The 21,343-nt window shown below is 62.6% G+C and carries 24 protein-coding genes and 1 tRNA gene; 14 read left to right on the top strand and 11 right to left on the bottom strand.

What is annotated here, in order from left to right; all coding sequences use genetic code 11:
- The first annotated feature begins 71 nt into the window (after positions 1–71).
- Positions 72–317, top strand: coding sequence for a hypothetical protein (locus tag OPC11_RS01115; protein WP_264780761.1), 246 nt, complete (start codon positions 72–74; stop codon positions 315–317).
- Here OPC11_RS01115 and OPC11_RS01110 read toward each other — a convergent pair.
- Positions 314–1,615, bottom strand: a complete 1,302-nt coding sequence (locus tag OPC11_RS01110) for a hypothetical protein (protein ID WP_264780760.1) — start codon at positions 1,613–1,615, stop codon at positions 314–316. The genes OPC11_RS01115 and OPC11_RS01110 overlap by 4 nt on opposite strands.
- Positions 1,616–1,711: 96 nt before the next feature.
- Here OPC11_RS01110 and OPC11_RS01105 point away from each other — a divergent pair.
- Positions 1,712–1,786: transfer RNA gene (locus tag OPC11_RS01105), tRNA-Val, on the top strand.
- 189 nt (positions 1,787–1,975) lie between these two features.
- On the opposite strand, the gene OPC11_RS01100 is transcribed toward OPC11_RS01105, so the two are convergent.
- The gene (locus tag OPC11_RS01100; RefSeq protein ID WP_264780759.1) at positions 1,976–2,368 is read right to left on the bottom strand and encodes a type II toxin-antitoxin system VapC family toxin; all 393 of its coding nucleotides are present in this window, start codon (positions 2,366–2,368) and stop codon (positions 1,976–1,978) included.
- A complete protein-coding gene (locus OPC11_RS01095) occupies positions 2,365–2,586 on the bottom strand; it encodes an antitoxin VapB family protein (protein WP_264780758.1) in 222 nt (73 codons plus the stop codon). Before OPC11_RS01095 ends, OPC11_RS01100 begins: the two co-directional genes overlap by 4 nt.
- A 258-nt stretch (positions 2,587–2,844) precedes the next feature.
- On the opposite strand from OPC11_RS01095, the gene OPC11_RS01090 reads away from it, so the two are divergent.
- The 4 genes from OPC11_RS01090 to OPC11_RS01075 all read left to right on the top strand — a co-directional run bounded on the left by OPC11_RS01090 (position 2,845) and on the right by OPC11_RS01075 (position 5,710).
- A complete protein-coding gene (locus OPC11_RS01090; RefSeq protein WP_232423717.1) occupies positions 2,845–3,480 on the top strand; it encodes a hypothetical protein in 636 nt (211 codons plus the stop codon).
- Between the two features lie 484 nt (positions 3,481–3,964).
- Complete coding sequence (locus tag OPC11_RS01085) at positions 3,965–4,132, top strand: hypothetical protein (RefSeq protein WP_264780757.1); 168 nt, start codon at positions 3,965–3,967, stop codon at positions 4,130–4,132.
- Between the two features lie 528 nt (positions 4,133–4,660).
- The gene (locus OPC11_RS01080; protein ID WP_264780756.1) at positions 4,661–5,308 is read left to right on the top strand and encodes a helix-turn-helix domain-containing protein; all 648 of its coding nucleotides are present in this window, start codon (positions 4,661–4,663) and stop codon (positions 5,306–5,308) included.
- A gap of 57 nt (positions 5,309–5,365) precedes the next feature.
- Positions 5,366–5,710 carry a hypothetical protein gene (locus OPC11_RS01075; protein WP_007980347.1) on the top strand — a complete coding sequence of 115 codons (345 nt, stop codon included), beginning with the start codon at positions 5,366–5,368 and terminating at the stop codon, positions 5,708–5,710.
- A gap of 73 nt (positions 5,711–5,783) precedes the next feature.
- Here the strand turns inward: OPC11_RS01075 and OPC11_RS01070 are convergent, their stop codons facing one another.
- The 5 genes from OPC11_RS01070 to OPC11_RS01050 all read right to left on the bottom strand — a co-directional run bounded on the left by OPC11_RS01070 (position 5,784) and on the right by OPC11_RS01050 (position 9,105).
- Positions 5,784–5,978, bottom strand: a complete 195-nt coding sequence (locus OPC11_RS01070) for a hypothetical protein (RefSeq protein WP_264780755.1) — start codon at positions 5,976–5,978, stop codon at positions 5,784–5,786.
- A gap of 32 nt (positions 5,979–6,010) precedes the next feature.
- A complete protein-coding gene (locus tag OPC11_RS01065; RefSeq protein WP_264780754.1) occupies positions 6,011–6,208 on the bottom strand; it encodes a hypothetical protein in 198 nt (65 codons plus the stop codon).
- Positions 6,209–6,282: 74 nt separating this feature from the next.
- Positions 6,283–7,152: a succinate--CoA ligase subunit alpha gene (sucD, locus tag OPC11_RS01060; RefSeq protein ID WP_264780753.1), complete on the bottom strand. Its 870-nt coding sequence runs from the start codon at positions 7,150–7,152 to the stop codon at positions 6,283–6,285.
- Complete coding sequence (sucC, locus tag OPC11_RS01055; protein ID WP_007980340.1) at positions 7,149–8,291, bottom strand: ADP-forming succinate--CoA ligase subunit beta; 1,143 nt, start codon at positions 8,289–8,291, stop codon at positions 7,149–7,151. The genes sucD and sucC overlap by 4 nt, the downstream gene beginning before the upstream one ends.
- A 142-nt stretch (positions 8,292–8,433) precedes the next feature.
- Positions 8,434–9,105, bottom strand: a complete 672-nt coding sequence (locus OPC11_RS01050; RefSeq protein WP_264780752.1) for a glycerophosphodiester phosphodiesterase — start codon at positions 9,103–9,105, stop codon at positions 8,434–8,436.
- 53 nt (positions 9,106–9,158) lie between these two features.
- On the opposite strand from OPC11_RS01050, the gene OPC11_RS01045 reads away from it, so the two are divergent.
- The 5 genes from OPC11_RS01045 to OPC11_RS01025 all read left to right on the top strand — a co-directional run bounded on the left by OPC11_RS01045 (position 9,159) and on the right by OPC11_RS01025 (position 16,722).
- Positions 9,159–10,115 carry an NADPH:quinone reductase gene (locus tag OPC11_RS01045; protein WP_007980336.1) on the top strand — a complete coding sequence of 319 codons (957 nt, stop codon included), beginning with the start codon at positions 9,159–9,161 and terminating at the stop codon, positions 10,113–10,115.
- 64 nt (positions 10,116–10,179) lie between these two features.
- On the top strand, positions 10,180–13,017 hold the full coding sequence (locus OPC11_RS01040; RefSeq protein WP_264780751.1) for a DEAD/DEAH box helicase: 2,838 nt from the start codon (positions 10,180–10,182) through the stop codon (positions 13,015–13,017).
- A 175-nt stretch (positions 13,018–13,192) separates the two neighbouring features.
- Positions 13,193–14,248, top strand: a complete 1,056-nt coding sequence (locus OPC11_RS01035) for a sodium:phosphate symporter (protein ID WP_264780750.1) — start codon at positions 13,193–13,195, stop codon at positions 14,246–14,248.
- Positions 14,249–14,449: 201 nt separating this feature from the next.
- Positions 14,450–15,091 (top strand): peptidase, encoded by a 642-nt coding sequence (locus tag OPC11_RS01030; RefSeq protein ID WP_264780749.1) that lies wholly within the window; start codon positions 14,450–14,452, stop codon positions 15,089–15,091.
- 125 nt (positions 15,092–15,216) lie between these two features.
- Positions 15,217–16,722, top strand: coding sequence for an HTTM domain-containing protein (locus tag OPC11_RS01025; protein ID WP_306420999.1), 1,506 nt, complete (start codon positions 15,217–15,219; stop codon positions 16,720–16,722).
- Positions 16,723–16,729: 7 nt separating this feature from the next.
- Here the strand turns inward: OPC11_RS01025 and OPC11_RS01020 are convergent, their stop codons facing one another.
- On the bottom strand, positions 16,730–18,871 hold the full coding sequence (locus tag OPC11_RS01020; RefSeq protein WP_264780748.1) for a CDC48 family AAA ATPase: 2,142 nt from the start codon (positions 18,869–18,871) through the stop codon (positions 16,730–16,732).
- A 77-nt stretch (positions 18,872–18,948) separates the two neighbouring features.
- Here OPC11_RS01020 and OPC11_RS01015 point away from each other — a divergent pair, with 77 nt between their 5' ends.
- The 3 genes from OPC11_RS01015 to OPC11_RS01005 all read left to right on the top strand — a co-directional run bounded on the left by OPC11_RS01015 (position 18,949) and on the right by OPC11_RS01005 (position 20,403).
- The gene (locus OPC11_RS01015) at positions 18,949–19,083 is read left to right on the top strand and encodes a hypothetical protein (RefSeq protein ID WP_007980324.1); all 135 of its coding nucleotides are present in this window, start codon (positions 18,949–18,951) and stop codon (positions 19,081–19,083) included.
- 141 nt (positions 19,084–19,224) lie between these two features.
- On the top strand, positions 19,225–19,371 hold the full coding sequence (locus OPC11_RS01010) for a hypothetical protein (protein WP_007980322.1): 147 nt from the start codon (positions 19,225–19,227) through the stop codon (positions 19,369–19,371).
- A gap of 117 nt (positions 19,372–19,488) precedes the next feature.
- Positions 19,489–20,403, top strand: a complete 915-nt coding sequence (locus tag OPC11_RS01005) for a cation diffusion facilitator family transporter (protein WP_264780747.1) — start codon at positions 19,489–19,491, stop codon at positions 20,401–20,403.
- Between the two features lie 28 nt (positions 20,404–20,431).
- On the opposite strand, the gene OPC11_RS01000 is transcribed toward OPC11_RS01005, so the two are convergent.
- Both OPC11_RS01000 and OPC11_RS00995 read right to left on the bottom strand, forming a co-directional pair.
- On the bottom strand, positions 20,432–20,680 hold the full coding sequence (locus tag OPC11_RS01000) for a hypothetical protein (protein WP_007980318.1): 249 nt from the start codon (positions 20,678–20,680) through the stop codon (positions 20,432–20,434).
- Positions 20,680–21,114 carry a DUF5796 family protein gene (locus OPC11_RS00995; protein ID WP_007980316.1) on the bottom strand — a complete coding sequence of 145 codons (435 nt, stop codon included), beginning with the start codon at positions 21,112–21,114 and terminating at the stop codon, positions 20,680–20,682. Before OPC11_RS00995 ends, OPC11_RS01000 begins: the two co-directional genes overlap by 1 nt.
- Between the last annotated feature and the right edge of the window lie 229 nt (positions 21,115–21,343).

The raw sequence follows: 21,343 nt of genomic DNA, 5'->3' as shown, positions 1-21,343 counted from the left end.
CGACACTCCCGCCGAATACCGACGGAACGATTATATCTGACCCGCGCGTAGCAACATAATCGGAGAGAACGATGAACGCACACTTCAAAGACGCGTGGCACCACCTCCGACATGCCGGAAGTCATCTCGGGCGTGGAGTGCGCGAAGAACTACGACCCGTCGAGCGAAAGGCCCGCGAGGTGGCCGGACGAGAGCGACCCGCCGAGCCGTCACGACGCGAACGAATGCGCGAAAACCTCCGCGACGCGGAGCACAGAGCGAAAGAACGGTCGCGGTCCGCGATGCGGGACGCGAAAAAGCGGATGCGGATGAGCTAGCCGTCGAAGCCGATACATTCACACGCGGTGAAATCGCTGTCCTCGACGCGCGGCTCCGACGCGTTTTTTCTATCCACATCGACGCGCCCGCCGAACGTCGAGTTCCGGAACGTCGCGTCGTCGGCCTTGACGAGCACCGTCGTGCCGTCGGCGTCGTGCGTCGCCGTCACGCCGTCGAAGACGGTTCGCGTCCCGAGGACGTTGATGCCGTTGCGATTTTCGTCCCCGTTCCGAAACGCGAAGCGGCAGTTCCGAAGTTCGGTGTTTTCCCGCCACAGTTCGACGGCGTAGCCGTGTTTCGACCCGTCGCCCGAGTCCACGAGTTCGACGTCCTCCAGCACGACCGGCCCGTCCCCGTCGTTGACCTTGATGGGGCGCGCCGACGAGGTGCAGTCGATTTTCAATCCGCGTACGCGGGCGGAGCGACTCGAAACGCGGAGACCGTCGTTGTCACAGTTCGGCAGGCGGAGTTCACCGCCGGAGACGCGGCAGTCACCCTCCTGTAGCCAGAGGCCGCACCCCGTGTAGCTCGTCTCGTCCACCTCGATTCGCACGTCGCGGGCTTCGTCGCCGTCGCCCAAGCGGAGGTTCGCGTTGCCGTTGTTCTTCCAGAGGCCGCCCTCGACGAGACACGGACCTTCCCCGCCCGCGAGGTAGCCGCCGTTGTTCACCCAGCCTTCGACGCGGCAGTCCCGAAACGTCAACTCGCCGCGGTGGTCGTCGGAGACGTTGACCCCGATGGGGTGGCTGGTCTGGGACTCCGCGGGCGACTGGTCGGGGTAGCTCTCCGGGGCGAACGCACAACCGTCCGGGAGCGAGACGGACACGACGCCCGCCCCCTCCGGATGCGTGACCGCCGCGTAAATCGCACCGAGGGCCTTCTTCCCCGCCGAGGCGCACTCGCCGTCGACGGTCACGCCCTCGATTTTTAGGTCCTCGCTCGCCCGCGCCGAGACGGCTTGTGCGCCCACGCCGTCAGCCGTCATATCGAACGTGAGGTTCCGGATTTCGACCGTCGTCGCCGACGCGTCGAGTGAGACGCCCCAGTCGCCGCCGACGTCGAGGCAGTACTGCTGGTCGGGGTCGCTCACGACCAGCGTGGCGTGCGGGTCGCCCACCACCGCAATCGCCTCGCAATCGTTGTGGACGAACGGCCCGTCGAGGTGGTAGCGCCCCTCGGGGAGCACGAACTTCGTCCGCGCCCGCGCGTGGGCCGACAGCACCTCGTTGAGGGATTTCGAGCCGTCCAGAACGCCGGGGTCCGCGTCGGCGACGTTTATAACGGTCCAGTCGGTCATGCTCGGGGGTCGGCATCGACGGCCCTTGGTCGTGGTGGCCGCCCGCTCTCGAAAGCAAGCCTTAAGTCCGGTGCAGGAAAACGATGAACTGCGTGCGGGTCGGTAGTCTAGTCCGGTTATGACAGCTCCTTCACACGGAGCAGATCGGCAGTTCGAATCTGCCCCGACCCATTCTGACGACGCTACACGACGAGCGTAGCGAGGAGTCTGCGGCGTCGAAATGGTCCAGCAGTTCGAAGTCGGGGAGTCGCATGCCCGTGGAGTGAACGAAGTGAACGAGCAGGAACGTCTCCACAAAGTTCGAAGTAGACGAGACGTGGTTCGAATCTGCCCCGACCCGTTTCTGACGATTCTGTGCGCTCAGTAGGATTCAACGTCGATGCCGTCGATACGCTCGAAATGCTCGCTGTTGCCCGTTACGACCGGTTCGTCTTCTCGAAGGGCAGTTGCGCCAATCGTCGCATCACCGATGTCGATTCGATTTCCGTCCCGGCGTAGCGTCCCATCGATGAGTCCCGCCTTTCGAGCGATTGCTTCCGTGGTTTCGAGAACAGGACGAGGTTCGATGACCGCTTCGATTTTTTCACGTTCGGACTTCGGGAGGTCGCTGGCACCGATGCCGATGAAGAGTTCCTGTAGCGTCATGGCCGGTATCTTCTGGGCATGGCCATTTGACTCCAGTTCGTCCACCTTTTCGAGGGCGTCCGAGTCGCTGTTCATCACGTCGATGAGAAACGACGTATCCAGAATCATTCGAACCTGCGACGGAGTTCTTCGTCGTGATCAGCGTGACTTTCCTCGATAGCTTCTCGGAACGTATCGGCTTCGTCGTCGGACAGGATTCCGGCGAGTTCGCGGAGCGAAGGCCCGCCGATGAGACGCTCGATGGCCTCGGAAAACGTCTCGTCGTCGTGCTTGTGTGCCTCGATCATCGAGTGAACCTCGTCGGTCACTCGGATGGACTTGGTCATGGTGTATACGTGTGTATACGTGACTAACAATCTTTGGCTACGTACACGGTCGACCACGAACAGGTTGCTCCGTGAGGTCGTCTTGCGGTACGTCGCCTAAGTGGCTCTCACTCGGGAAGACCTGTCGATATTCATCCACCGGGCGGTTCTTCCACCATCAGGAAATCAGCTATCGAACGATCTAGTTGGAAAGGGATGGATTTTATATTTTTCCGTTCCGAAAAATATAATAATATAACGTCCTTGAATCCAAAAGCAATGAGTGAGAAAGAATTCGGACGACGACGTTTCCTCCGATCGACTGCGACCGCCGGAGTCGGGGTTGCCGGTGGAATCGCCGCGACCGGGACGGCAACGGCAAATACGGATGAAATACGGGTCTATTCCAATAGTAATTACTGGGAGTACCAGGTGCACACTGCCACAGGTTACGACGACCTAGAAAAGGGTGGTCAGGCTAACGGAGATGACGACATTCTCGGTGTGGGAAAGGACTTCGTGGATGGGCAGGTTAGTGACGGCGGGGTAGACAACTACTGGATGGACTCTGACGATTCTATCACCCAGATTAATGTCACTTATAACGACTACGGATGGCTAACGATCGATGTGACGACAGCAAATCTCAAAGCAGCAGTTTCAGTAGAGAGAGACGGGAATCCGGATTGGCCCGGATACGATTACACCATCGACATCAGTGGGCAGGTGCAACCTCACGATGAGTATTTCGACCCTGGTCAAGATGAGATTCAGAACGGTGACGCCGGTCCGTTTGTCGGAACTGTCGACCCCGGCGATATAGACGCGGTCTGGAGAACGGGCGTTCCGACACGCGTATTTATCGAAGATCCAAATTCTCCCGGCCTTGGGTTGACCATCTCTCTTCCGGATTGACGCATCTGTATAAGTTCCGCATGTATCGCGCACGAAAACGCGAAGAACGTTCTTTTAGCGGACCGCAGAAGCCGAGACGACGATTCTGATACCGATCCGGAGCACCTCGCCGAGTCCACACGATGGAGGACAGCGGACTTCGCGTGACGGACGTTCTCGGCGTCACACCCTCGGACGGTTCGCGGATGGACGATGGACGCCACTACGAACTAGCGGTCACGAACGGGAAGGATACGTTACGGACTGTTCTTTCTCGGCATGTTCATGATCGTTGCCGGGGTAGTCCTCAGCATCGGTGCACTTCAGTACGAGTTTAAACAGGGTTCGAGCGGAGAGTATACGGGGCAACCGGTCTACGAATACGGGATGCTCACGCCACAGGAGCAGCACGTCGTCGACGGTGCGCTCAACGGAAAGACGTACGCCTTTGATTCCAGTGAGTCGCTTCCCGGTGCGTCCCGGTTTTCGGCCGAAGAACGTGAAGGTGCACGTGCGGGGAGCGGACCGCACGTTCACCTATCGAATCGTCTTCCCGGCGACGTCACCGAAAGGGCTGGGGACCATCTCGCTCATCGGCGGCGGCCTGCTGGCGATGTTCGAAGCGGTCCGTCGCCAGCACTTCTCGACGTCGTGGCCGTGGCAGACCGGCTGAGGACGACGCGTCCGTGGTGATGGTCGGCCTCGTGGAGCGGTTTTTACGGTCGATGTGTTCGCCAACAAGAACGAACTTTCGGAACTCCCTACGCGGCTAGCCGATGTCCACACGGCCACAGCCGCATGTACTCGGGGTCTATCACGCCATCTTTCTGACGCGTTCGTCACAGAACGGACAGGTTTTCGGGAGCGGTCGCCGAGTGGTACGCTTTTCTCGCGGAGAATCCCTGTCGAACAGGTTTCGGTGACTGCCCGAAGTAAACGAGGTAGGTGTTCCAGCACCCGCCTTTACGGCGATATCTCGTTCGCTTCGTCCTACATATCCGCGTCCGGAGGATTACTGGCATAGACCGACAGGTTCGAATTCTGTCGGAGGGTGCCGAACTGCTCCCGTCCGAAATCGTTCGAATCATCGAGCGAAACCATTCAATTCCAACACCATATACAAACGCTCGCAAATATTGGAACGAAATCGAAAATTGGCGATACCATGAGAGATATATTTCCCCGCCGTTTGGGAGGACATGTGATAATCGCCGAAATCACCGTGCAAACACCTGTTCTCGAATCCACACTTGCGGCGCATCCCGACGTGACTATCGAGGTGGAGCGCGAGCGGAGCGTCGGCTCGGAGGAAACCGTCCAGTTGTTGTTCTGGGCGCACGGTGACGACCACGACGGGTTCGAAGCGGCCATGGCGGACGATTCGTCGATTGCGGAGTTCGAACACCTCGCCGAGGACGACGGTCGTCGGCTCTATCGTGCGAACTACTCCGAAGCGGTGAGTGCCGCGTCGTCGAATCAGGTGTGGGTCGATCTCGGCGGCGTCCTGCTGGATGCGGTCGGGACGCGGGACGGGTGGGAGGCCCGATTCCGGTTTCCCGACCGCGATGCGTTCGCGTCGTTCGCCGACTGGTGGCAGGACAACTACGACACCCTCTCCGTCGATGCGCTGTACAGCAGTGCGGACGACTCCGGCGGGATGGAGTTGACGGAACTCCAGCACGAAACGCTCCGACGGGCGCTGGAAGCGGGGTATTTCGACGTACCGCGACGGACGACGCTCGAAGAACTCGCGGAGGAATTCGACATCAGCGCGCAAGCGCTGTCGGTCCGCCTGCGCAAAGGGACCGCCGCGCTGGTCGAGAACAGCGTGACGGAAGACACCATATAAAGATTTGAGACGTAAACCAGCGGACACACCCCTCGGGAGGCGGAAGAAGCGTGTGTAATGGACCACGGACTCCCACTGAGTCGTTCGTTCGACGTTCTCTCTCATTATCGCCGTCGTCTCGTTCTCTACCACCTTCTCGAAACGTTCGACGGCGCGGTTCACCACGACGCGCTGGCCGAAATCATCGTCAACGAAACGGACGGAATGGAAGTCACGGCCGAGACACACGACCGCGCGATGACGAGTCTCAGGCACGTTCACTTCCCCAAGTTAGCCGATGCGGGACTCATCGAAAGCGGCCGCGAGGAGAACACCGTCCGCTTGCGAACGCTTCCGACGATGGTCGAACGACTGCTGGACCTCTCTTCGGACTACGAGATGGGCACCCCGAGTCGGCGCTGACGCGAATAGGACGGGTATCGAGAACGACGGGTATCGAGCGCGGCGGAAACCGGATATCGAGTATCGATTATCCTCACGCCGTGCTCCGGTCGTTTCGGCGGTAGATGACGACCATCGTGAAGGCGGCGAATCCGACCACGATGGCGAATAGACCGGCGACCCAGACGCCGACCAGTTCGGCGAGATACGGAACGACGAGCAGAGCGAGAATGAGATACTGACGGTACTCGATTCGGCGAAGTCGTTTTTGTAGTTCGACATCGTCCATACGTAATCGAACGGGAACCAGTAGGAAAAATATCACCCTCGGTTTCGGGCGTCCCGATAGCTGACGAGGCCGGAGAAGAGGACCAACCCGATGCCGATGGCTCCTCCGACGAACAGCACCGTCCTCCCCGAAAAGAGGAACAACGCGAGCGTGAACAGCCCCATCGCCACCGGGATGGAGGTCCCGACGAGTTCCGTCGCGCTCCGTCCGGCGAGCGCTTCGGTTTTCATCGGACGAGCGTTCGACTGACGAGCGATACAGTTGCGCGATAAAAGAAACGAGAATCGAACCGTTCGAGGACTGCTTACAGGAAGTCTTCGATGTTGTCCGCGACTTCCTCGGGGGTGTCGCCGACCGGGACGCCCGCGTCGTTGAGGGCGTTGATTTTGGACTCGGCGGTGCCGGTGCCGCTGCCGGAGACGATGGCACCCGCGTGGCCCATGCGCTTTCCTGGCGGGGCGGTGCGGCCCGCGATAAAGCCGGCGACCGGGGTGTCCATGTTCTCGGCGATGAACGCCGCCGCTTCCTCTTCGTCCTCGCCACCGATTTCGCCGCACATGACGACGGCATCGGTGTCGGAGTCGTCCTCGAAGAGCGAGAGGGCGTCGATGAAGTCCGTGCCGATGATCGGGTCGCCGCCGATGCCGATGGCGGTCGTCTGCCCGATACCGCGCTGGGTGAGGCTATCCACGACTTGGTAGGTCAGCGTCCCCGAACGGGAGACGAGACCGACGTTCCCGGACTCGAAGATGTTGCCGGGGAGGATACCGAGTTTGGCCTCGCCGGGCGTGATGATGCCGGGGCAGTTCGGGCCGAGCAGGCGCGTGTCGGTCTCCGAGAGGCGCTTGTACACTTTCGACATGTCCTGCGTTGGGACGCCTTCCGTGATGGCGACCGCGAGGTCGAGGTCCGTGTCGAGCGCCTCGAAGATTGCGTCTCCGGCGAACGCGGGCGGGACGAAGATGACGGACGCGTCGGCGTCCTCCTCCTCGACCGCTTCGTTCACGGTGTCGTAGACGGGCACGCCCTGCACTTCCTGGCCGCCCTTGCCGGGGACCGCACCGGCCACGACGTTCGTTCCGTACTCCATCATCTGTTCGGTGTGGAAACTGCCCTCACCGCCAGTGATACCTTGGACGACCACTCGGGTGTCGTCGTCGACGAGAATGCTCATTGTTCTTCCTCCGCGTTTTCGACGGCACGCTGAACCGCGTCTTCGAGCGTCGCTTCGACCTGAACGAGGTCGGTATTCAGGATGTCCATTCCTTCCTCGGCGTTCGTCCCGGCGAGTCGAACGACGACGGGTTTCGGAATCTCGTCGAGCGATTCGAGCGCCTCGTTGATACCCTTGGCAACCTCGTCACCGCGGGTGATGCCGCCGAAGATGTTGAAGACGACCGAATCGACGTTCTCGTCCGAGAACACCATGTCGAGCGCGTTCGTCACGCGCTCGGCTTTCGCGCCGCCACCGATGTCGAGGAAGTTGGCGGGTTCGCCGCCGTAGTAGTCCACGAGGTCGAGCGTGGTCATGACGAGTCCGGCACCGTTGCCGATGATGCCGACGTTGCCGTCGAGTCGAACGTAGTCGAAGCCGTACTCGCCGGCCTTGCGTTCGAGGTCGTCCTCGTAGGAGTCCTCCTCCATCTCGGCGAGGTCGGGGTGACGGAAGAGCGCGTCGTCGTCGATGTTGAGCACCGCGTCGGCCGCGATAACCTCGTCGTCCGAGGTGACCATCAGCGGGTTGATTTCGGCGTCGTTCGCGTCCTTGTCGGACCAGAGGTCGTACAGCGTCGTGAGGACGCCCGCGACGTCCATGGCGATGTCCTTGTCCACGCCCGCGTCGAACACGGCCTTACGAGCCTGGTACGGGTGCATGCCGAACGCCGGGTCGATGTGCTCCCGCGCGATGGCGTCGGGCGTCTCCTCGGCGACGGCCTCGATGTCCACGCCGCCTTTCGTGGAGACCATTGCGACCGGTTTGCCCTCGCCGCGGTCCATCGTCACGCCGACGTAGAGTTCGTTGACGAAATCGACGGCACCTTCGACCAACACCTGTTCGACTGTGTATCCCTTGAGGTCCATTCCGAGAATGTCCTCGGCGGCTTCCTCGGCCTCGTCACGGTCTTCAGCGAGTTTGATTCCGCCGGCCTTTCCGCGGCCGCCGACGTGTACTTGCGCTTTTACCGCGACAGGGTAGCCGATGTCCTCCGCCGCTTCGACGACTTCCTCGACACTCTCTGCGAGCGCCGAATCCGGCGTCGGAATTCCCGCGTCGGAAAACACCTCCTTCGCCTGATACTCGTGTAGCCTCATGCGTTCGAAAGGGGGTTTCCGCGCCGCTTAAATCCCGCCGGTTCACGCCCAAGGCGGTTTTTGCCGCGACCCGTTTTGACGTCCGGCCGGACGGTCTATCGTCGATTATTTCGCCGTATTTACCGCCCTTTTATCGGGGACTTCAGAAGACCGCCGACGTGTCGGAGACGATACCATCGACGCCGGCCTCCGCGAGGGTGGCCGCCCCCTCCTCGTCGTCCACCGTCCACGAGTTCACGGTCAATCCGGCCTCGTGCGCCCGCGCCACGAACGACGCGTCGCAGAGGTCCGCTCGGGGGTGCACACACGCGCAGTCCAAATCGACGGCAGTGTCGATGCAGTTCGGCCCGCGCTGGTTGATGTAGGCCAGTCGAACGTCCGCGTCCCGTTCCCGGAGGTTCCGGAGAACGCGCGAGTCGAACGAGGACAGCAGTATCTCGTTTTCGACTGCCCCCACCGCGTTCAACACTCGGTCCGCCATCCCGACGTGTTTCAGTTCGAGGTTGATGGCCGTCCCCGCCGGAACCGCGCCGAGTGCGGTTTCCAGCGACGGAACCGTCTCGTCAGACCCGAGAATCGAGAGGCCTCGGAGCACCGACCACGGTGTGTCCTGGACCAACCCGTACTCGTCGGTCAACCGTCCGAGTTTCGCGTCGTGGAAGACGACGAGTTCGCCGGTGCCACACCGCTGGACGTCCATCTCGATGGCGTCGGCGCGGTCCGCCGCCCGCTCGAACGCGAGCGGACTGTTCTCGGGATAGTCGTCGGCGAACCCGCGATGGGCGATGTGGTTCGGCGCGTCGGTTGGGGACATACTGTCACTGTGACCCCTGCGGACTTATTTTCCTTCCCATCGTGGCCCCACACATGCGCGCAGTACGCTATCACGAACACGGCGGGCCGAACGTGCTACAGGTAGACGACATCGACCGACCGGAACCCGACGACGACGAACTGCTGGTGGCGGTCCGCGCCGCCGCGGTCAATCCCGTGGACACCTACTTCCGCGAGGGGTCGTACTCGCCCGGCGACCTCCCGTGGATTCCGGGGTCGGACTTCGCGGGCGAGGTCGAAGCCGTCGGCGACGACATCGAGGAGTTCGAGGCGGGCGACCGGGTGTTCGGTACCGGCCTCGGGAACGACCGACCCGGAACGTGCGCGGAGTACGCCACGACGCCGACGGATACGGTCGCCCACCTTCCGAATGGCGTCGGCTTCGAGGAGGGCGCGGCGGTCGCCCTCGTCGGCGTCACGGCGTGGCGGGCGCTCATCGACCACGGCGACCTCGAACCCGCCGAAACCTGCCTCGTGCACGGCGGTAGCGGCGGCGTCGGCCACGTCGCGGTGCAACTCGCGGCCGCGACCGGTGCCCGCGTGACGACGACGGCGAGCGAGGATTACCACGACCGCCTCGAAGCGGTCGGCGCGAACACGGTGCTCGACTATCGCAGGGAGGACCTCGCGGAGGCGGTGGAAGAGGCCGGGAAACCGGACGTCATCCTCGACCACCGGCTGGACGACTACCTCCAGTTCGACGCGGACGTGGCGGCGACGGGTGCCCGCATCGTCGGCATCGGCAACGAGGATGTGGCGGCCGGGTTCGAGAACGTCCCCGCCGCGCGCTCGAAGGAGCTGACGATAACGCTGATGAGCATGTACAACACCCCGGACATTTCGGCGGTGCTAGCGCGGTTGGCCCGACTCGTCGCGGACGGCGAAGTCGTCCCCGAAATCGCCCGGACGTACTCGCTGGACGAGGTGGACGAGGCACAGCGCGACGTGTTGGAAGAGAGCTTCCTCGGGAAACTGGTCGTGGAACCGTAGCGACGGACGGCGACACCTGAGTAGGCAACGCGCTTAATTCGCTTCGCTCCCAACGAAAACCACGATGCAGGACAGGCAGGCCGCTGGTTCTGCCGCCTTCGCGCGGCTCGGCTCGGAGGTTCGGTCGGCGCTCTCCGAGCGAGGCTTCTCGACGCCGACGGAGCCACAGAAGCGTGCGATTCCGCCGCTCGCGGAGGGAAAGAACGGGCTCGTCATCGCACCGACCGGGACGGGCAAGACCGAGACGGCGATGTTGCCCGTCTTCGATTCCGTAGCGGAGGCAAACCCCAGATTTGGGATTTCAGTGCTCTACATCACGCCGCTCCGGGCGCTGAACCGCGACATGCGCCAGCGACTCGAGTGGTGGGGCGAGACGCTTGACATCGAAATCGACGTGCGCCACGGCGACACCACGGACTACCAGCGCCAGAAGCAGGCCAACGACCCGCCGGACGTGCTGGTGACGACGCCGGAAACGCTGCAGGCGATGCTCACCGGGTCGAAACTACGGAAAGCGCTGGAGGACGTCCATCACGTCGTCGTGGACGAGGTACACGAACTCGCCAGCGCGAAGCGGGGCGCGCAGTTGACCATCGGGTTGGAACGCCTGCAGGAACTCTCCGGCGAGTTCCAGCGAATCGGCCTGTCGGCGACGGTCGGCGACCCCGAAGAGGTCGGCAAGTTCCTCACCGGCGACAGGGGATGCGAGATAATCGAAGTGGACGTGGGGAGCAAGGTGGACTTCCGGGTGCACGAACCCGAAATCACGAACGAGGACGAGCGATTGGCGGGGGAACTGATGACGAACCCGGACATCGCCAGCCACGTTCGGACGATTCGGGACATCGTGGAAACGCACGATTCGACGCTCATCTTCGTCAACACGCGCCAGACCGCCGAAGCGCTCGGGTCGCGGTTCAAGGAACTCGGCGCGAACATCGGCGTTCATCACGGAAGCCTCTCCAAGGAGGCCCGAATCGACGTGGAAGACCGGTTCAAGGACGGGGACCTCGACGCCCTGCTCTGTACCTCCTCGATGGAACTCGGCATCGACGTGGGGCGAATCGACCACGTGGTCCAGTATCAGAGTCCGCGGGAGGTCGCCCGTCTCCTCCAGCGCGTGGGACGGGCGGGCCATCGAATGGACGAGGTGTCGAACGGGACCATCGTCACGTCGAACCCTGACGACGCGCTGGAGGCGATGGCCATCGCTCGACAGGCAACGGACGGCGACGTGGAACCGGCCCACATCCACCACGCGAGTTTGGATACCGTCGCAAACCAAATCGTCGGTCTGGTCATGGACTTCGGGGAAATCGACGCCCGGCGCGCATACGAAATCGTCACGCGAGCCTATCCGTTCCGCGACGTGGACGAGGAGACGTTCAAGGGCGTCGTGCGGGAGTTGCAGGGCAATCGACTGGTCTGGCTGAACGAGGAGGCCGACAGGCTGGAGAAGTCCGGCAAGACGTGGCAGTACTTCTACGCCAACCTGTCGATGATTCCCGACGAGGAGACCTACACCGTCCACGACATCGCCAGCGGGTCGCAAATCGGGACGCTGGACGAGCGGTTCGTCGTCAACTTCGCGGAACCCGGCGAGGTGTTCATCCAGCGCGGCGAGATGTGGCGCATCGCCGAAATCGACGACGACGAGAGTCGGGTCAACGTCTCGCCCATCGAGGACCCCGGCGGCGAGGTTCCCTCGTGGGTCGGCGAGGAGATACCCGTCCCGTTCGAGGTGGCCCAGGAAGTGGGTGAAATGCGCGCCGTGGCGGGACCGCAGTTCGAGCGCGAGGCACCGCGCGAGGGGGTAGCCCGCGAGTTCACGAACCGCTACCCGACCGACCAGCACACCGCGGAATCCGCGCTCTCGCAACTCGACAGGCAGGCCGAGACCGACGCACCGGTTCCGACGGCAGATCGAATCGTCGTGGAGTTCGCCGCCGGGAAAATCGTCGTCAACGCCTGCTTCGGCCACAAGGTGAACGAGACGTTCGGGCGCGTCCTCTCGTCGCTGGTCGGCCAGCGAACCGGGTCCTCGGTCGGGATGGACATCGACCCCTACCGAATCGAGTTGGACGTTCCCGCCAAAATCGACGGACACGAAGTCGTCGAAGTTCTCCACGAGACCGACCCCGAGCACGTCGGCCCGCTCATCGAACTCTCGCTCAAGCGCTCGGACACCCTGAAGTTCACGCTCGCGCAGGTCGCCGCGAAGTTCGGCGCGTTGAACCGCTGGGAGGGTAGCGGCCCCGTCTCCATGGGCCGTCTCCTCGGCGCGCTGGAGGACACGCCGATGTACGACGAAGCGGTGCGAGAAGTGTTCCACGACGACCTCGCCGTCGATGCGACCGCGGACCTCCTCCGCGATATTCGGGCGGGCGACATCGAAATCGTCACGACCGGCGGGCGGACCCCGGTCGGAAGCGGCGGGCGCTCCTCGGGACGGGAACTGCTCGCCCCCGAGAACGCCGACGCGAGCGTGATTCAAACCGTTCGAGAACGGATTCAGAACGACCGCGTTATCCTGTTCTGTTTGCACTGTCAGGAATGGCAACGCAAGACGGAGGTCGGGAAGGTCAACGACCAACCCAAGTGCGTCCAGTGCGGTTCGACCAGAGTGGCCGCGCTCAATCCGTGGGCCGACGAGGTGGTCAAAGCGGTGCGGGCCGACGACAAGGACGAGGAACAAGAGAAGATGACGAGGCGGGCGTACAACGCCGCGAACCTCGTCCAAAGTCACGGGAAGCGGGCCGTCATCGCGCTCGCGGCCCGCGGCGTCGGCCCGCAGAACGCGGCGCGAATAATCGCCAAATTGAGGGAAGACGAGGACGATTTCTACCGCGATATTTTGGCCAGAGAGCGGCAATACGCCCGGACGCAAGCGTTCTGGGACTGATGAGGGGTTGGTGGTGAACGGTTTACCTCGCGCGAGCAAATTGTGATATCGTTCCGTCTTCTATTTATGTCGCCGTTTCTGAGATGTCCGTCCAATTCAGGACAACCGTTTAGACCGTCTACGGAGTACGTCCTTCCGGTGGGGACACATTAGTTGGGACTCCGTTCACGACAGATTGCCCGAACAGCCGACGGTAGTCCTCTCGGTGCGACTGCTCGTGACGATACTCCTGTTCCTGTTCGCCATTCGACTGTTGGGGGCGACGACCGACGCGCTCGCGCCGTTCCTCCAACGGAACCTCCGCCGGGTCGTCGTCGGCGACGCGCCCGCGCTCGGGGCCAGTTGGTTCGCCTCGTACGTGCTGGCGAACGGTTCCATCGTCGCCGCGCTCTCGCTCTCCCTGTTCAGTTCGCACCTCATCGTGCCGTCGCAACTGTTCCTGATGATAATCGGGTCTCGACTCGGCGCGGCGGCCATCGTCATCTTCATCGGCACGTTCGATTACCTCAACGAGGAACTCGACTCGCTCCGCGAATCGGTGAGTATGGGCCTGCTCGCGTTCCTCCTCACGCACTCCATCTACCTTCCGGTGTTGGTGGTGGGGTATCTCTCGATGCCGCTGGTCCAAACGACGGTCCCGGTTGAGCGAACCCCGCCCGCCACGGGAGCGTCACCGCCGGACGTGTTTTCGGCGCTTACCGGCAGCCTCATCGACGTGCTCGGTGCCGGAGTGGCATTTATCGTGGCCATCCTCTGTATCTTCCTGAGCATGCGCCTGTTCGACCGGATACTGAAGAGTCTCGACAAGCAACGGCTTCGACGCCGCTATCTCTCCCGACTGCAAAACAAGTGGGCGTCGTTCTTCCTCGGACTCGTCATCACCGGCCTGACGACGAGCGTCGCGTTCTCGCTCGGCGTCATCGTCCCGCTGTACAACCGCGGCCACGTCAAGCGCAACGAGATCATCCCGTACATCCTCGGCGCGAACATCGGAACCTTGGTCGATACGCTCATCATCGCGGTTGCCCTCGACACGCCCGTCGGCGTGCTGACCGTCGTCCTGTTGTTGAGCATCGGCCTACTGGTGACGCTCCTGACGCTCGTTCTCTATCCGCTGTACACGCCGTTCATCGACGTGATGCAGAACGAAATCGTCGGGACCAAAACCTACTTCATCGGATTTCTCCTCACGTTGCTCGTCGTTCCGCTGTTGCTCATCGTCCTCGGGTGACGGTCGGCGTCGGAGCCACACGACTTCACACGGGTCACGATTTTACGCGCCATCCCGGTCCCCTCGTGGTTTCGGCGCGATGTTCGTCGAGATGTCCGCCCCTCGAACCGCTTCCCGAACCGTTCCCCGAATCGCTCCCCGAACCGCTCCTTCCTTTCCGCGACACCATCAACTAAGCCGCCGCGCCGAAATCGTCCGTGCATGACGCTGCTCCTGACGGGCTACGAACCCTTCGGCGACGACGACGAAAACCCGAGCGAGATGGTGGCGCGCGAACTCGACGGCGAGGAACTCGGCGGCCACGAAATCGTCGGGGAAGTCCTCCCGGTCGAGTTCGACGCGGCGTTCGAAGCGATGCGGGACCACATCGAAACCCACGACCCGACCGCAATCGTCGCCACCGGTCTCGCGGCGGGACGGGCGGGAATCAGCGTCGAGCGCGTGGGTATCAACGTCAACGACTCGGGGAGCACGCCGGACAACGCGGGCGCGGAGCCGCGAAACGAGCGAATCCGCGGCGGCGAGGCGGCGGGCTACTTCGCCACGCTGCCCGTCGTGTCCGTCGTCGAATCCCTGCTCGACGCCGGGATTCCGGCTCACGTCTCGAACACCGCCGGGACGCACCTCTGCAACAACGCCCTCTACTCGACGCGGGCGTATCTGGAGCGCGAGGACCGCGACGTTCCGATGGGGTTCGTCCACCTTCCCTGTACGCCCGAACTGGCGGCGAAACACGCCGAAGACGGGAACGGAACCAGCGGCGCGTCGGTCCAGCCGAGCATGCCGCTGTCGATGCAGTGTGCGGCGATACGACGGACGTTCGACATGACGCTTGAGGAATGAGTTACGAGGTCGTTTGTGGAGATTGTAGGTCAAAGGGGATGAGTGACACCGATTTGGATAGGGTATACGACGTTAGTTTATATGAAATATAGAAGACTTATATAATATTAAAAATATTCGCGGACATGGATATGTTCGCGACCGCGACAAATATTGGTGAACGGGGTCGCACTGCTCTCGCCCGTCGGTTTGAAATCGACACACGAGCGTTGGCAACCTTCCGGATATTCCTGGGCTTCTTGTTGCTCTCCGATCTGGTTCTCCGGTCGCGCGACCTCGCTGTTTTCTACACAGACTCCGGTGTTTTACCCCGCTCGGTTCTCGAAACGCGGTTCCCCGGGCTTTCTCACCTTTCGATCCACACGATTTCGGGAGCGGCGTGGTTTCAAGCGGTCTTGTTTATCGTTGCCGCCATCTTCGTGCTGTTGCTTCTCGTCGGCTATCGAACGAGGGTTTCGACGGCGATTTCGTTCGTTCTCCTCGTGTCGTTACATGCTCGAAATCCAGTCCTCCTGAACGCTGGAGATTCCTTGCTTCGGCGATTGCTTCTGTGGGGTATCTTCTTACCGTTGGGTGAACGCTGCTCCGTCGATTCGCTGTACGACGAGGGCCACGACGAGCGAGTTGTGAGCCTCGCGTCCGCCGGGTTGTTGGTTCAGGTCGTCGTTATCTACACCGCGAATGCGCTGTTCAAACTCCGCGGCGAGTTGTGGACGCGCGGCGTTGCGGTGGAGTACGTGTTCAGTCTCCACAATCTCACCACGTTCGTCGGGGACGCTTTGGCCCGGTATCCGACGATTCTTCACGTCTTCGACAAGTTCTGGTTCACGATGATCGTGACGTCGGCGCTCCTGATACTCCTGACTGGCTGGTCGCGGGTGGCGTTCGCATCGCTATTCATCGGGATGCACTTTGGAATGTTTCTCACCATGCATCTCGGTCTCTTTCCGTTGATTTCTATCACGGCACTGCTTCCGTTTCTCCCGAGCGTCGTCTGGGATTCCGTGGACCGGTTCGTCGAACCGGTCGTGGGGGCACTCGACGAGGCACGTCGGATGAGTTGGTGTGAACGTGCCTTTCCTCACCCTCGGACGCCGAAAGTTCTGAATGACGTCCGTCAGGGAATAGAACGAATCACACCGCTTATTCTGACATTCCTTCTCGTATTCGTCCTCGTCTGGAACGCCGCGACACTCGGGTACGTCCGAACGCCAGAACAGGTAGAGGATACGGTGAATCCGGCCGAACATCGCTGGAGCATGTTCGCACCCGAACCGCGAGGAACCGACGGGTGGTACGTCGTTCCCGGGCGACTCGAATCAGGGCGGGAAGTGGACGCGTTTCATCGGGGTGCCGTTCGTTGGGACCGCCCGTCCGATGAGGGGCTCGGATTCCCCACTCATCGGTGGCTGGTATATCTCCTCGACCTCCAGCGGCGCGACTACGGGACGCTTCGACCGGCGTTCGCCAAGTACGTCTGTCAACGTTGGAACGAAACGCACGACGACGACCTGACGAACGTCTCCGTCTACTACGTTCGGCAACCGACGAGGCTCGACGGACCCGAGCCGACCGAACGGGTAGAAATCACGAATCGCTCGTGTAGTACTCGAAACCGAGATACGACGTAATATCTGACTATAGCGTCGGCTGAACGAACTCACGGGCGGCATCGAAGTGGCGCTGCTCGATGACGATTTCGTCAGCGCGCTCGTTGGCTTCCTCGGGCGTCAACTCGTCGGCCGCTTCGCGGATGGCGCGCATCGACGCGGCGCGGACGAGCGCCTCGATGTCGGCACCGGTGTACCCCTCCAGTTCCGTCGCCAACCAATCGAGGTCGATGTCGTCGGCGAGGGGTTTGTCGCCCGCGTGGACGGACAGGATTTTGCGACGACCCTCCTCGCCGGGGGCCGGAATCTCGATGTGGGATTCGAGTCGCCCGGGACGGAGGAGCGCGGGGTCGATGGCCTCGCGGCGGTTCGTCGCCGCGAGGACGACGAGGTTCGGATTCTCAGTCAGGCCGTCGAGTTCGGTCAGCAGTTGCGAGACGACCCGTTCGGTGACCTCGTGGGACTCGCCCCGCTGGGACGCGAGCGCGTCGATTTCGTCGAAGAAGATGATGGCGGGGGAGGCCTGTCGCGCCCGGTCGAACACCTCCCGAACTGACTTCTCGCTCTCGCCGACGTACCGGTCCAGCAGTTCCGGTCCGGCGACGGAGACGAAGTTCACGTCGCTCTCGCCAGCGAGCGCGCGGGCGAGGAGCGTCTTCCCGGTTCCGGGCGGGCCGTAGAGGAGGACGCCGCTCGGCGGTTCGGTCCGCGTCGCTTCGAACAGATTCGAGTACGAGAGCGGCCACTCGACGGCCTCGATGAGCGTCTGCTTCGCGTCGTTCAGTCCGCCCACGTCCTCGAAGGAGATGTCGGGCGCTTCGGCGACGAACTCGCGCATCGCGGACGGTTCGACGCTCGCCAGCGCGGTGTTGAAGTCCCCGCGCGTCACCTCGACGGAGAGCAACGCGTCGTCGTCCGCGCCGTCGTCGCGCGCGCGCCGGAGCGCCGCCATCGCCGCCTCCGTGACGAGCGTGTGGAGGTCGGCACCGACGAACCCGTGAGTCGTCGCGGCGAGTCGTTCGACCGCCACGTCGTCGGCGAGCGGCATCCCGCGGGTGTGGACTTCGAGGATTTCGCGGCGGCCGCCCTCGTCGGGCGCGCCGATTTCGATTTCGCGGTCGAAGCGCCCGCCGCGCCGGAGCGCCGGGTCGATGGCGTCCACGCGGTTCGTCGCGCCGATGACGACGACTTCCCCGCGGGATTCCAACCCGTCCATCAGTGACAGCATCTGGGCGACGAGTCGGTTCTCCATGTCGCTTTCCTCGTCGCGCTTCCCGCCGAGGCTGTCCACCTCGTCGAAGAAGATGATGGCGGGGGCGTTCTCGTTCGCTTCGGTGAAGATTTCGCGGAGGCGTTCCTCGCTTTCTCCCTTGTACTTGCTCATCACTTCCGGGCCGGAGACGGAGACGAAGTGGGCGTTCACCTCGTTGGCGACCGCCTTGGCGATGAGGGTTTTTCCGGTTCCGGGCGGCCCGTAGAGCAACACGCCCTTCGGCGGGTCGATACCCAACCGGCGGAAGAGTTCGGGGTTCGAGAGCGGCAGTTCGACCATCTCGCGGACCCGCCGGAGTTCATCGTCCAGTCCGCCGATGTCCTCGTACGCCGCGCCGGTGACGTCGGTCGAATCGTCGGCGTCGGTGGAGGATGTGGAGACGGATTCGACCATATCCGAGAGGGAGACTTTCACGTTCGTGTCGTTCGTCACGCGGACGGTTCCACCGGGGTTCGTCCGCGTGACGACGAATAGTCCCGCGTCGCCGAGTCGCTCGATTCGCGCGCGCTCACCGGACTGAACCGGACGGTCCAGCAGTTCCCGCTTCACCGCCCGCTCCAGCGTGTCAACGTCGTCGAGCGCGAAGTTCGCCTTCGGGACGACCGTGATGGAGTCCGCGTCGGAGACGGAGATGGGACGAACGGAAACCTCGTCGCCGATTCTGACGCCCGCGTTCGTCCGCGTTTCGGCGTCGATTTGGATGGTGTTTTCCGGCACCGTGCTCGCGGCGGGCCACACCTTGACGACCGTCGTTCCGTTCCCCTCGACGGCGACCGTATCGCCGCTCAGCACGCCGAGTTGCTGTCGGGCCTCGTCGGCGATTCGGGCGATACCCCGCCCGCCGTCGCGCTTTTCCGCACCCCGGACGGTAAGCGTAACCGTCGGTGTATTCGTCATATTCCCTACTCGTCACCCCACCGTCTTCAGGGTTTCCCGGAGAAACCCCTTTGTCCGATGCTGCCGATTGTTCAATTATGGTTGCTCGAACCGAGCGCGACGATGCGACATGGTACCAGTGCGAGCAGTGCGGACTGATGTTCGACGACCGGAGCGACGCGGAACAGCACGAGGAACACTGCGACGCGGAGGACCCGAGCTACATCCAGTAGCGGACACGACGAACGGGAGCAGGTGACGGCGGCATCGGTGGACGGATAATGGCGGGCAAACGGCGACGAACGCGCGTCGATTGCCACGCGGACGTTCACCACTGCCGACAGCTTAAACCGAGTGGCAGTCGGGAACGTACTATGGGGTACGATACCACAATCGGCTGGTCGCTGTTCACGTCCGGCGTCGTCACGCTCCTCCTGAAGGTGCTACCGTACGATTCGCTCTATTGGGGAATCGGACTCATCGTCCTCGGCGTGGTGGTGATGTCGCGCCGAATTACGTGATGTTGCGTCCGAGTCACCGTGTGACCGATTACCGTGTGTTTTAGACTCACTCTAAAACCGATATTTGTCAACCCTAATCCATATATTCTTAACCACGGGCGTTCCACGAAGGAACGAATGGCCGACCACCGGAGCGAATTCCTCAAGGCGTCGTGGGCCAACGTGGTGACGAACGTCCTCAAAATCGTGGTGGAGGGGGGACTCGGACTCGCGTTCGGAAGCCTCGCGCTCGTCGCCGACGCCGCCCACTCGGTGGCCGACCTGTTGGCGAGTGCGGTCGTCCTCGTCTGGGGACGTCTCTCCTTTCACGGACCCGACTCGAACCACCCGCACGGACACGAGCGGGTCGAACCGCTGACCGCCCTGTTCGTCGGCGGGACGCTCGTCCTGCTCGGCCTGAAACTGCTGTACGACGCGGGACAAACGATTCGCTCCGCGCCGGAGGCGACCTACAGCATCGCCCTCGTCGGGGGACTCGCCTTCGCCTTTTTCGACCGCGCCTTCTGTTACTGGTACACCAAACGCGTCAACCGAACCGTCGGGTCGTCCGGCCTCGCCGCGCTCGCCGCCGACAGCAAAAACGACCTCTACACCACGCTCGCGGCGATGGTCGGCGTCGCCGGAATGGCCGTCGGGTTCCCGGTTCTCGACCCGCTCGCGGGCGGAGTGGTCAGCCTGCTCGTCATCCACCAGGGCGTGGAGATTTCGCGGGAGAACGTCAACTACCTCGTGGACACCGCCGCCCCGGAACCCGTCCGAGAGGAGATTCGGGACGAAGTGCTCTCCCACGACGACGTTCACGGCGTACACGATTTCACCGCCTACCACGCCGGAACCGTCCTCGAAATCGAGTTCCACGCCGAGGTCGCGGCCGACCACACGTTCATCGAAGCTCACGACATCGAAACCGAACTCCGAGACTCACTCATCGCCCGCGACGACGTGGGCGACGTCCACATCCATCTCGACCCCGAAGGACTGGGCGAGTGGAAGGACGCGGACGAGGAACCGACGTCACCGCTCGTCAACTGAGTTCCGGCGGCTACCAGTCAACCACTACTCAGTCTAGCCCTGCCCGTTCCCGATGTTCCGCGGCCAACTCCTCCGCTCCTTCCCGCGATTGGCACGTTTCCCAACGGACCTGCTCGGCGTCGCCGTACGTGAGCGCGGTTTTCAACTCGTCGCGGAGGACGCCGACGCCGATTTCCAGTACCTCGCCGTCGGTCCCCAGTTCGTACATCGCCCAGCGTTCCGGAGCCCGCGCGACCGTCCCCCTGTCGAGTTCCAGCCAGCGCTTTGCGAGCGGCATTATTCGTCGTCGTCCTCGACGAACTCGAACGAGCGCTCGCCCAGTTCGTCCTCCTCGAAGACGAACACTCGCCCGCGTGCAATTTTCGGACTGGCCTCGACTTCGACGGCGTAGCCGTCGGCCCGGACCGTCACGCCGGGGAACAGTTCCTCCTCTTCGCCGGGTTCGAGGATGACTCGGCCGACGCCCGTCTCTTGCAGGATTTCGTCGTGGGTGTCCCGGTCGTTGACGTAGGTCATGACGCCCTCCGTCTCGGTCGGGTCGGTGACGAGCACCTGAATCAGCTTTCCCGGTTGCGTTCGAAGCGTCCCCTGTACCTTCTTCGGAATCCCGTTGTAGAAGACCTCCCGGCCGTCCGTGTATTCGACGACGATGCCGTCCTCGGTGAGTTCGACGCCGAGCGTATCGGGGGAAACGTCGTTGCGGACACTCATACCCGGCGGTTTGTCGGGGACGGGGAAAAGACCCCCGTTCCGGCGCAACGATTCGTTCGCACCCCGTCGGACGACCCACGCGGGAGAGCATACCGACCCGAGATTCGACGTAATGCCCGAGACTCGACGGACGGTTGATGCCACCAAGGAACTTGACGGACACAAACATCGACGAAATATTATTTGAAAATCTCATTTTCCAATCGCCATCATAGGAAGATGGTTTGAA

It is taken from the genome of Haladaptatus sp. T7 (assembly GCF_026008575.1).
Classification (GTDB): Archaea; Halobacteriota; Halobacteria; order Halobacteriales; family Haladaptataceae; genus Haladaptatus; species Haladaptatus paucihalophilus.
This window is presented reverse-complemented; position numbering and strand designations above follow the sequence as displayed.

What these genes read in the sequence shown, in the direction of transcription:
- sucC (WP_007980340.1), bottom strand. Translation starts at nt 8,291, where the DNA reads ATGAGGCTACACGAGTATCAGGCGAAGGAGGTGTTTTCCGACGCGGGA.
- OPC11_RS01110 (WP_264780760.1), bottom strand. Translation starts at nt 1,615, where the DNA reads ATGACCGACTGGACCGTTATAAACGTCGCCGACGCGGACCCCGGCGTT.
- OPC11_RS01070 (WP_264780755.1), bottom strand. Translation starts at nt 5,978, where the DNA reads ATGGACGATGTCGAACTACAAAAACGACTTCGCCGAATCGAGTACCGT.
- OPC11_RS01000 (WP_007980318.1), bottom strand. Translation starts at nt 20,680, where the DNA reads ATGCCGCTCGCAAAGCGCTGGCTGGAACTCGACAGGGGGACGGTCGCG.
- OPC11_RS01020 (WP_264780748.1), bottom strand. Translation starts at nt 18,871, where the DNA reads ATGACGAATACACCGACGGTTACGCTTACCGTCCGGGGTGCGGAAAAG.
- OPC11_RS01100 (WP_264780759.1), bottom strand. Translation starts at nt 2,368, where the DNA reads ATGATTCTGGATACGTCGTTTCTCATCGACGTGATGAACAGCGACTCG.
- OPC11_RS01090 (WP_232423717.1), top strand. Translation starts at nt 2,845, where the DNA reads ATGAGTGAGAAAGAATTCGGACGACGACGTTTCCTCCGATCGACTGCG.
- OPC11_RS01065 (WP_264780754.1), bottom strand. Translation starts at nt 6,208, where the DNA reads ATGAAAACCGAAGCGCTCGCCGGACGGAGCGCGACGGAACTCGTCGGG.
- OPC11_RS00995 (WP_007980316.1), bottom strand. Translation starts at nt 21,114, where the DNA reads ATGAGTGTCCGCAACGACGTTTCCCCCGATACGCTCGGCGTCGAACTC.
- OPC11_RS01015 (WP_007980324.1), top strand. Translation starts at nt 18,949, where the DNA reads ATGGTTGCTCGAACCGAGCGCGACGATGCGACATGGTACCAGTGCGAG.
- OPC11_RS01010 (WP_007980322.1), top strand. Translation starts at nt 19,225, where the DNA reads ATGGGGTACGATACCACAATCGGCTGGTCGCTGTTCACGTCCGGCGTC.
- OPC11_RS01115 (WP_264780761.1), top strand. Translation starts at nt 72, where the DNA reads ATGAACGCACACTTCAAAGACGCGTGGCACCACCTCCGACATGCCGGA.
- OPC11_RS01040 (WP_264780751.1), top strand. Translation starts at nt 10,180, where the DNA reads ATGCAGGACAGGCAGGCCGCTGGTTCTGCCGCCTTCGCGCGGCTCGGC.
- sucD (WP_264780753.1), bottom strand. Translation starts at nt 7,152, where the DNA reads ATGAGCATTCTCGTCGACGACGACACCCGAGTGGTCGTCCAAGGTATC.
- OPC11_RS01025 (WP_306420999.1), top strand. Translation starts at nt 15,217, where the DNA reads ATGGATATGTTCGCGACCGCGACAAATATTGGTGAACGGGGTCGCACT.
- OPC11_RS01095 (WP_264780758.1), bottom strand. Translation starts at nt 2,586, where the DNA reads ATGACCAAGTCCATCCGAGTGACCGACGAGGTTCACTCGATGATCGAG.
- OPC11_RS01050 (WP_264780752.1), bottom strand. Translation starts at nt 9,105, where the DNA reads ATGTCCCCAACCGACGCGCCGAACCACATCGCCCATCGCGGGTTCGCC.
- OPC11_RS01045 (WP_007980336.1), top strand. Translation starts at nt 9,159, where the DNA reads ATGCGCGCAGTACGCTATCACGAACACGGCGGGCCGAACGTGCTACAG.
- OPC11_RS01030 (WP_264780749.1), top strand. Translation starts at nt 14,450, where the DNA reads ATGACGCTGCTCCTGACGGGCTACGAACCCTTCGGCGACGACGACGAA.
- OPC11_RS01005 (WP_264780747.1), top strand. Translation starts at nt 19,489, where the DNA reads ATGGCCGACCACCGGAGCGAATTCCTCAAGGCGTCGTGGGCCAACGTG.
- OPC11_RS01075 (WP_007980347.1), top strand. Translation starts at nt 5,366, where the DNA reads ATGGACCACGGACTCCCACTGAGTCGTTCGTTCGACGTTCTCTCTCAT.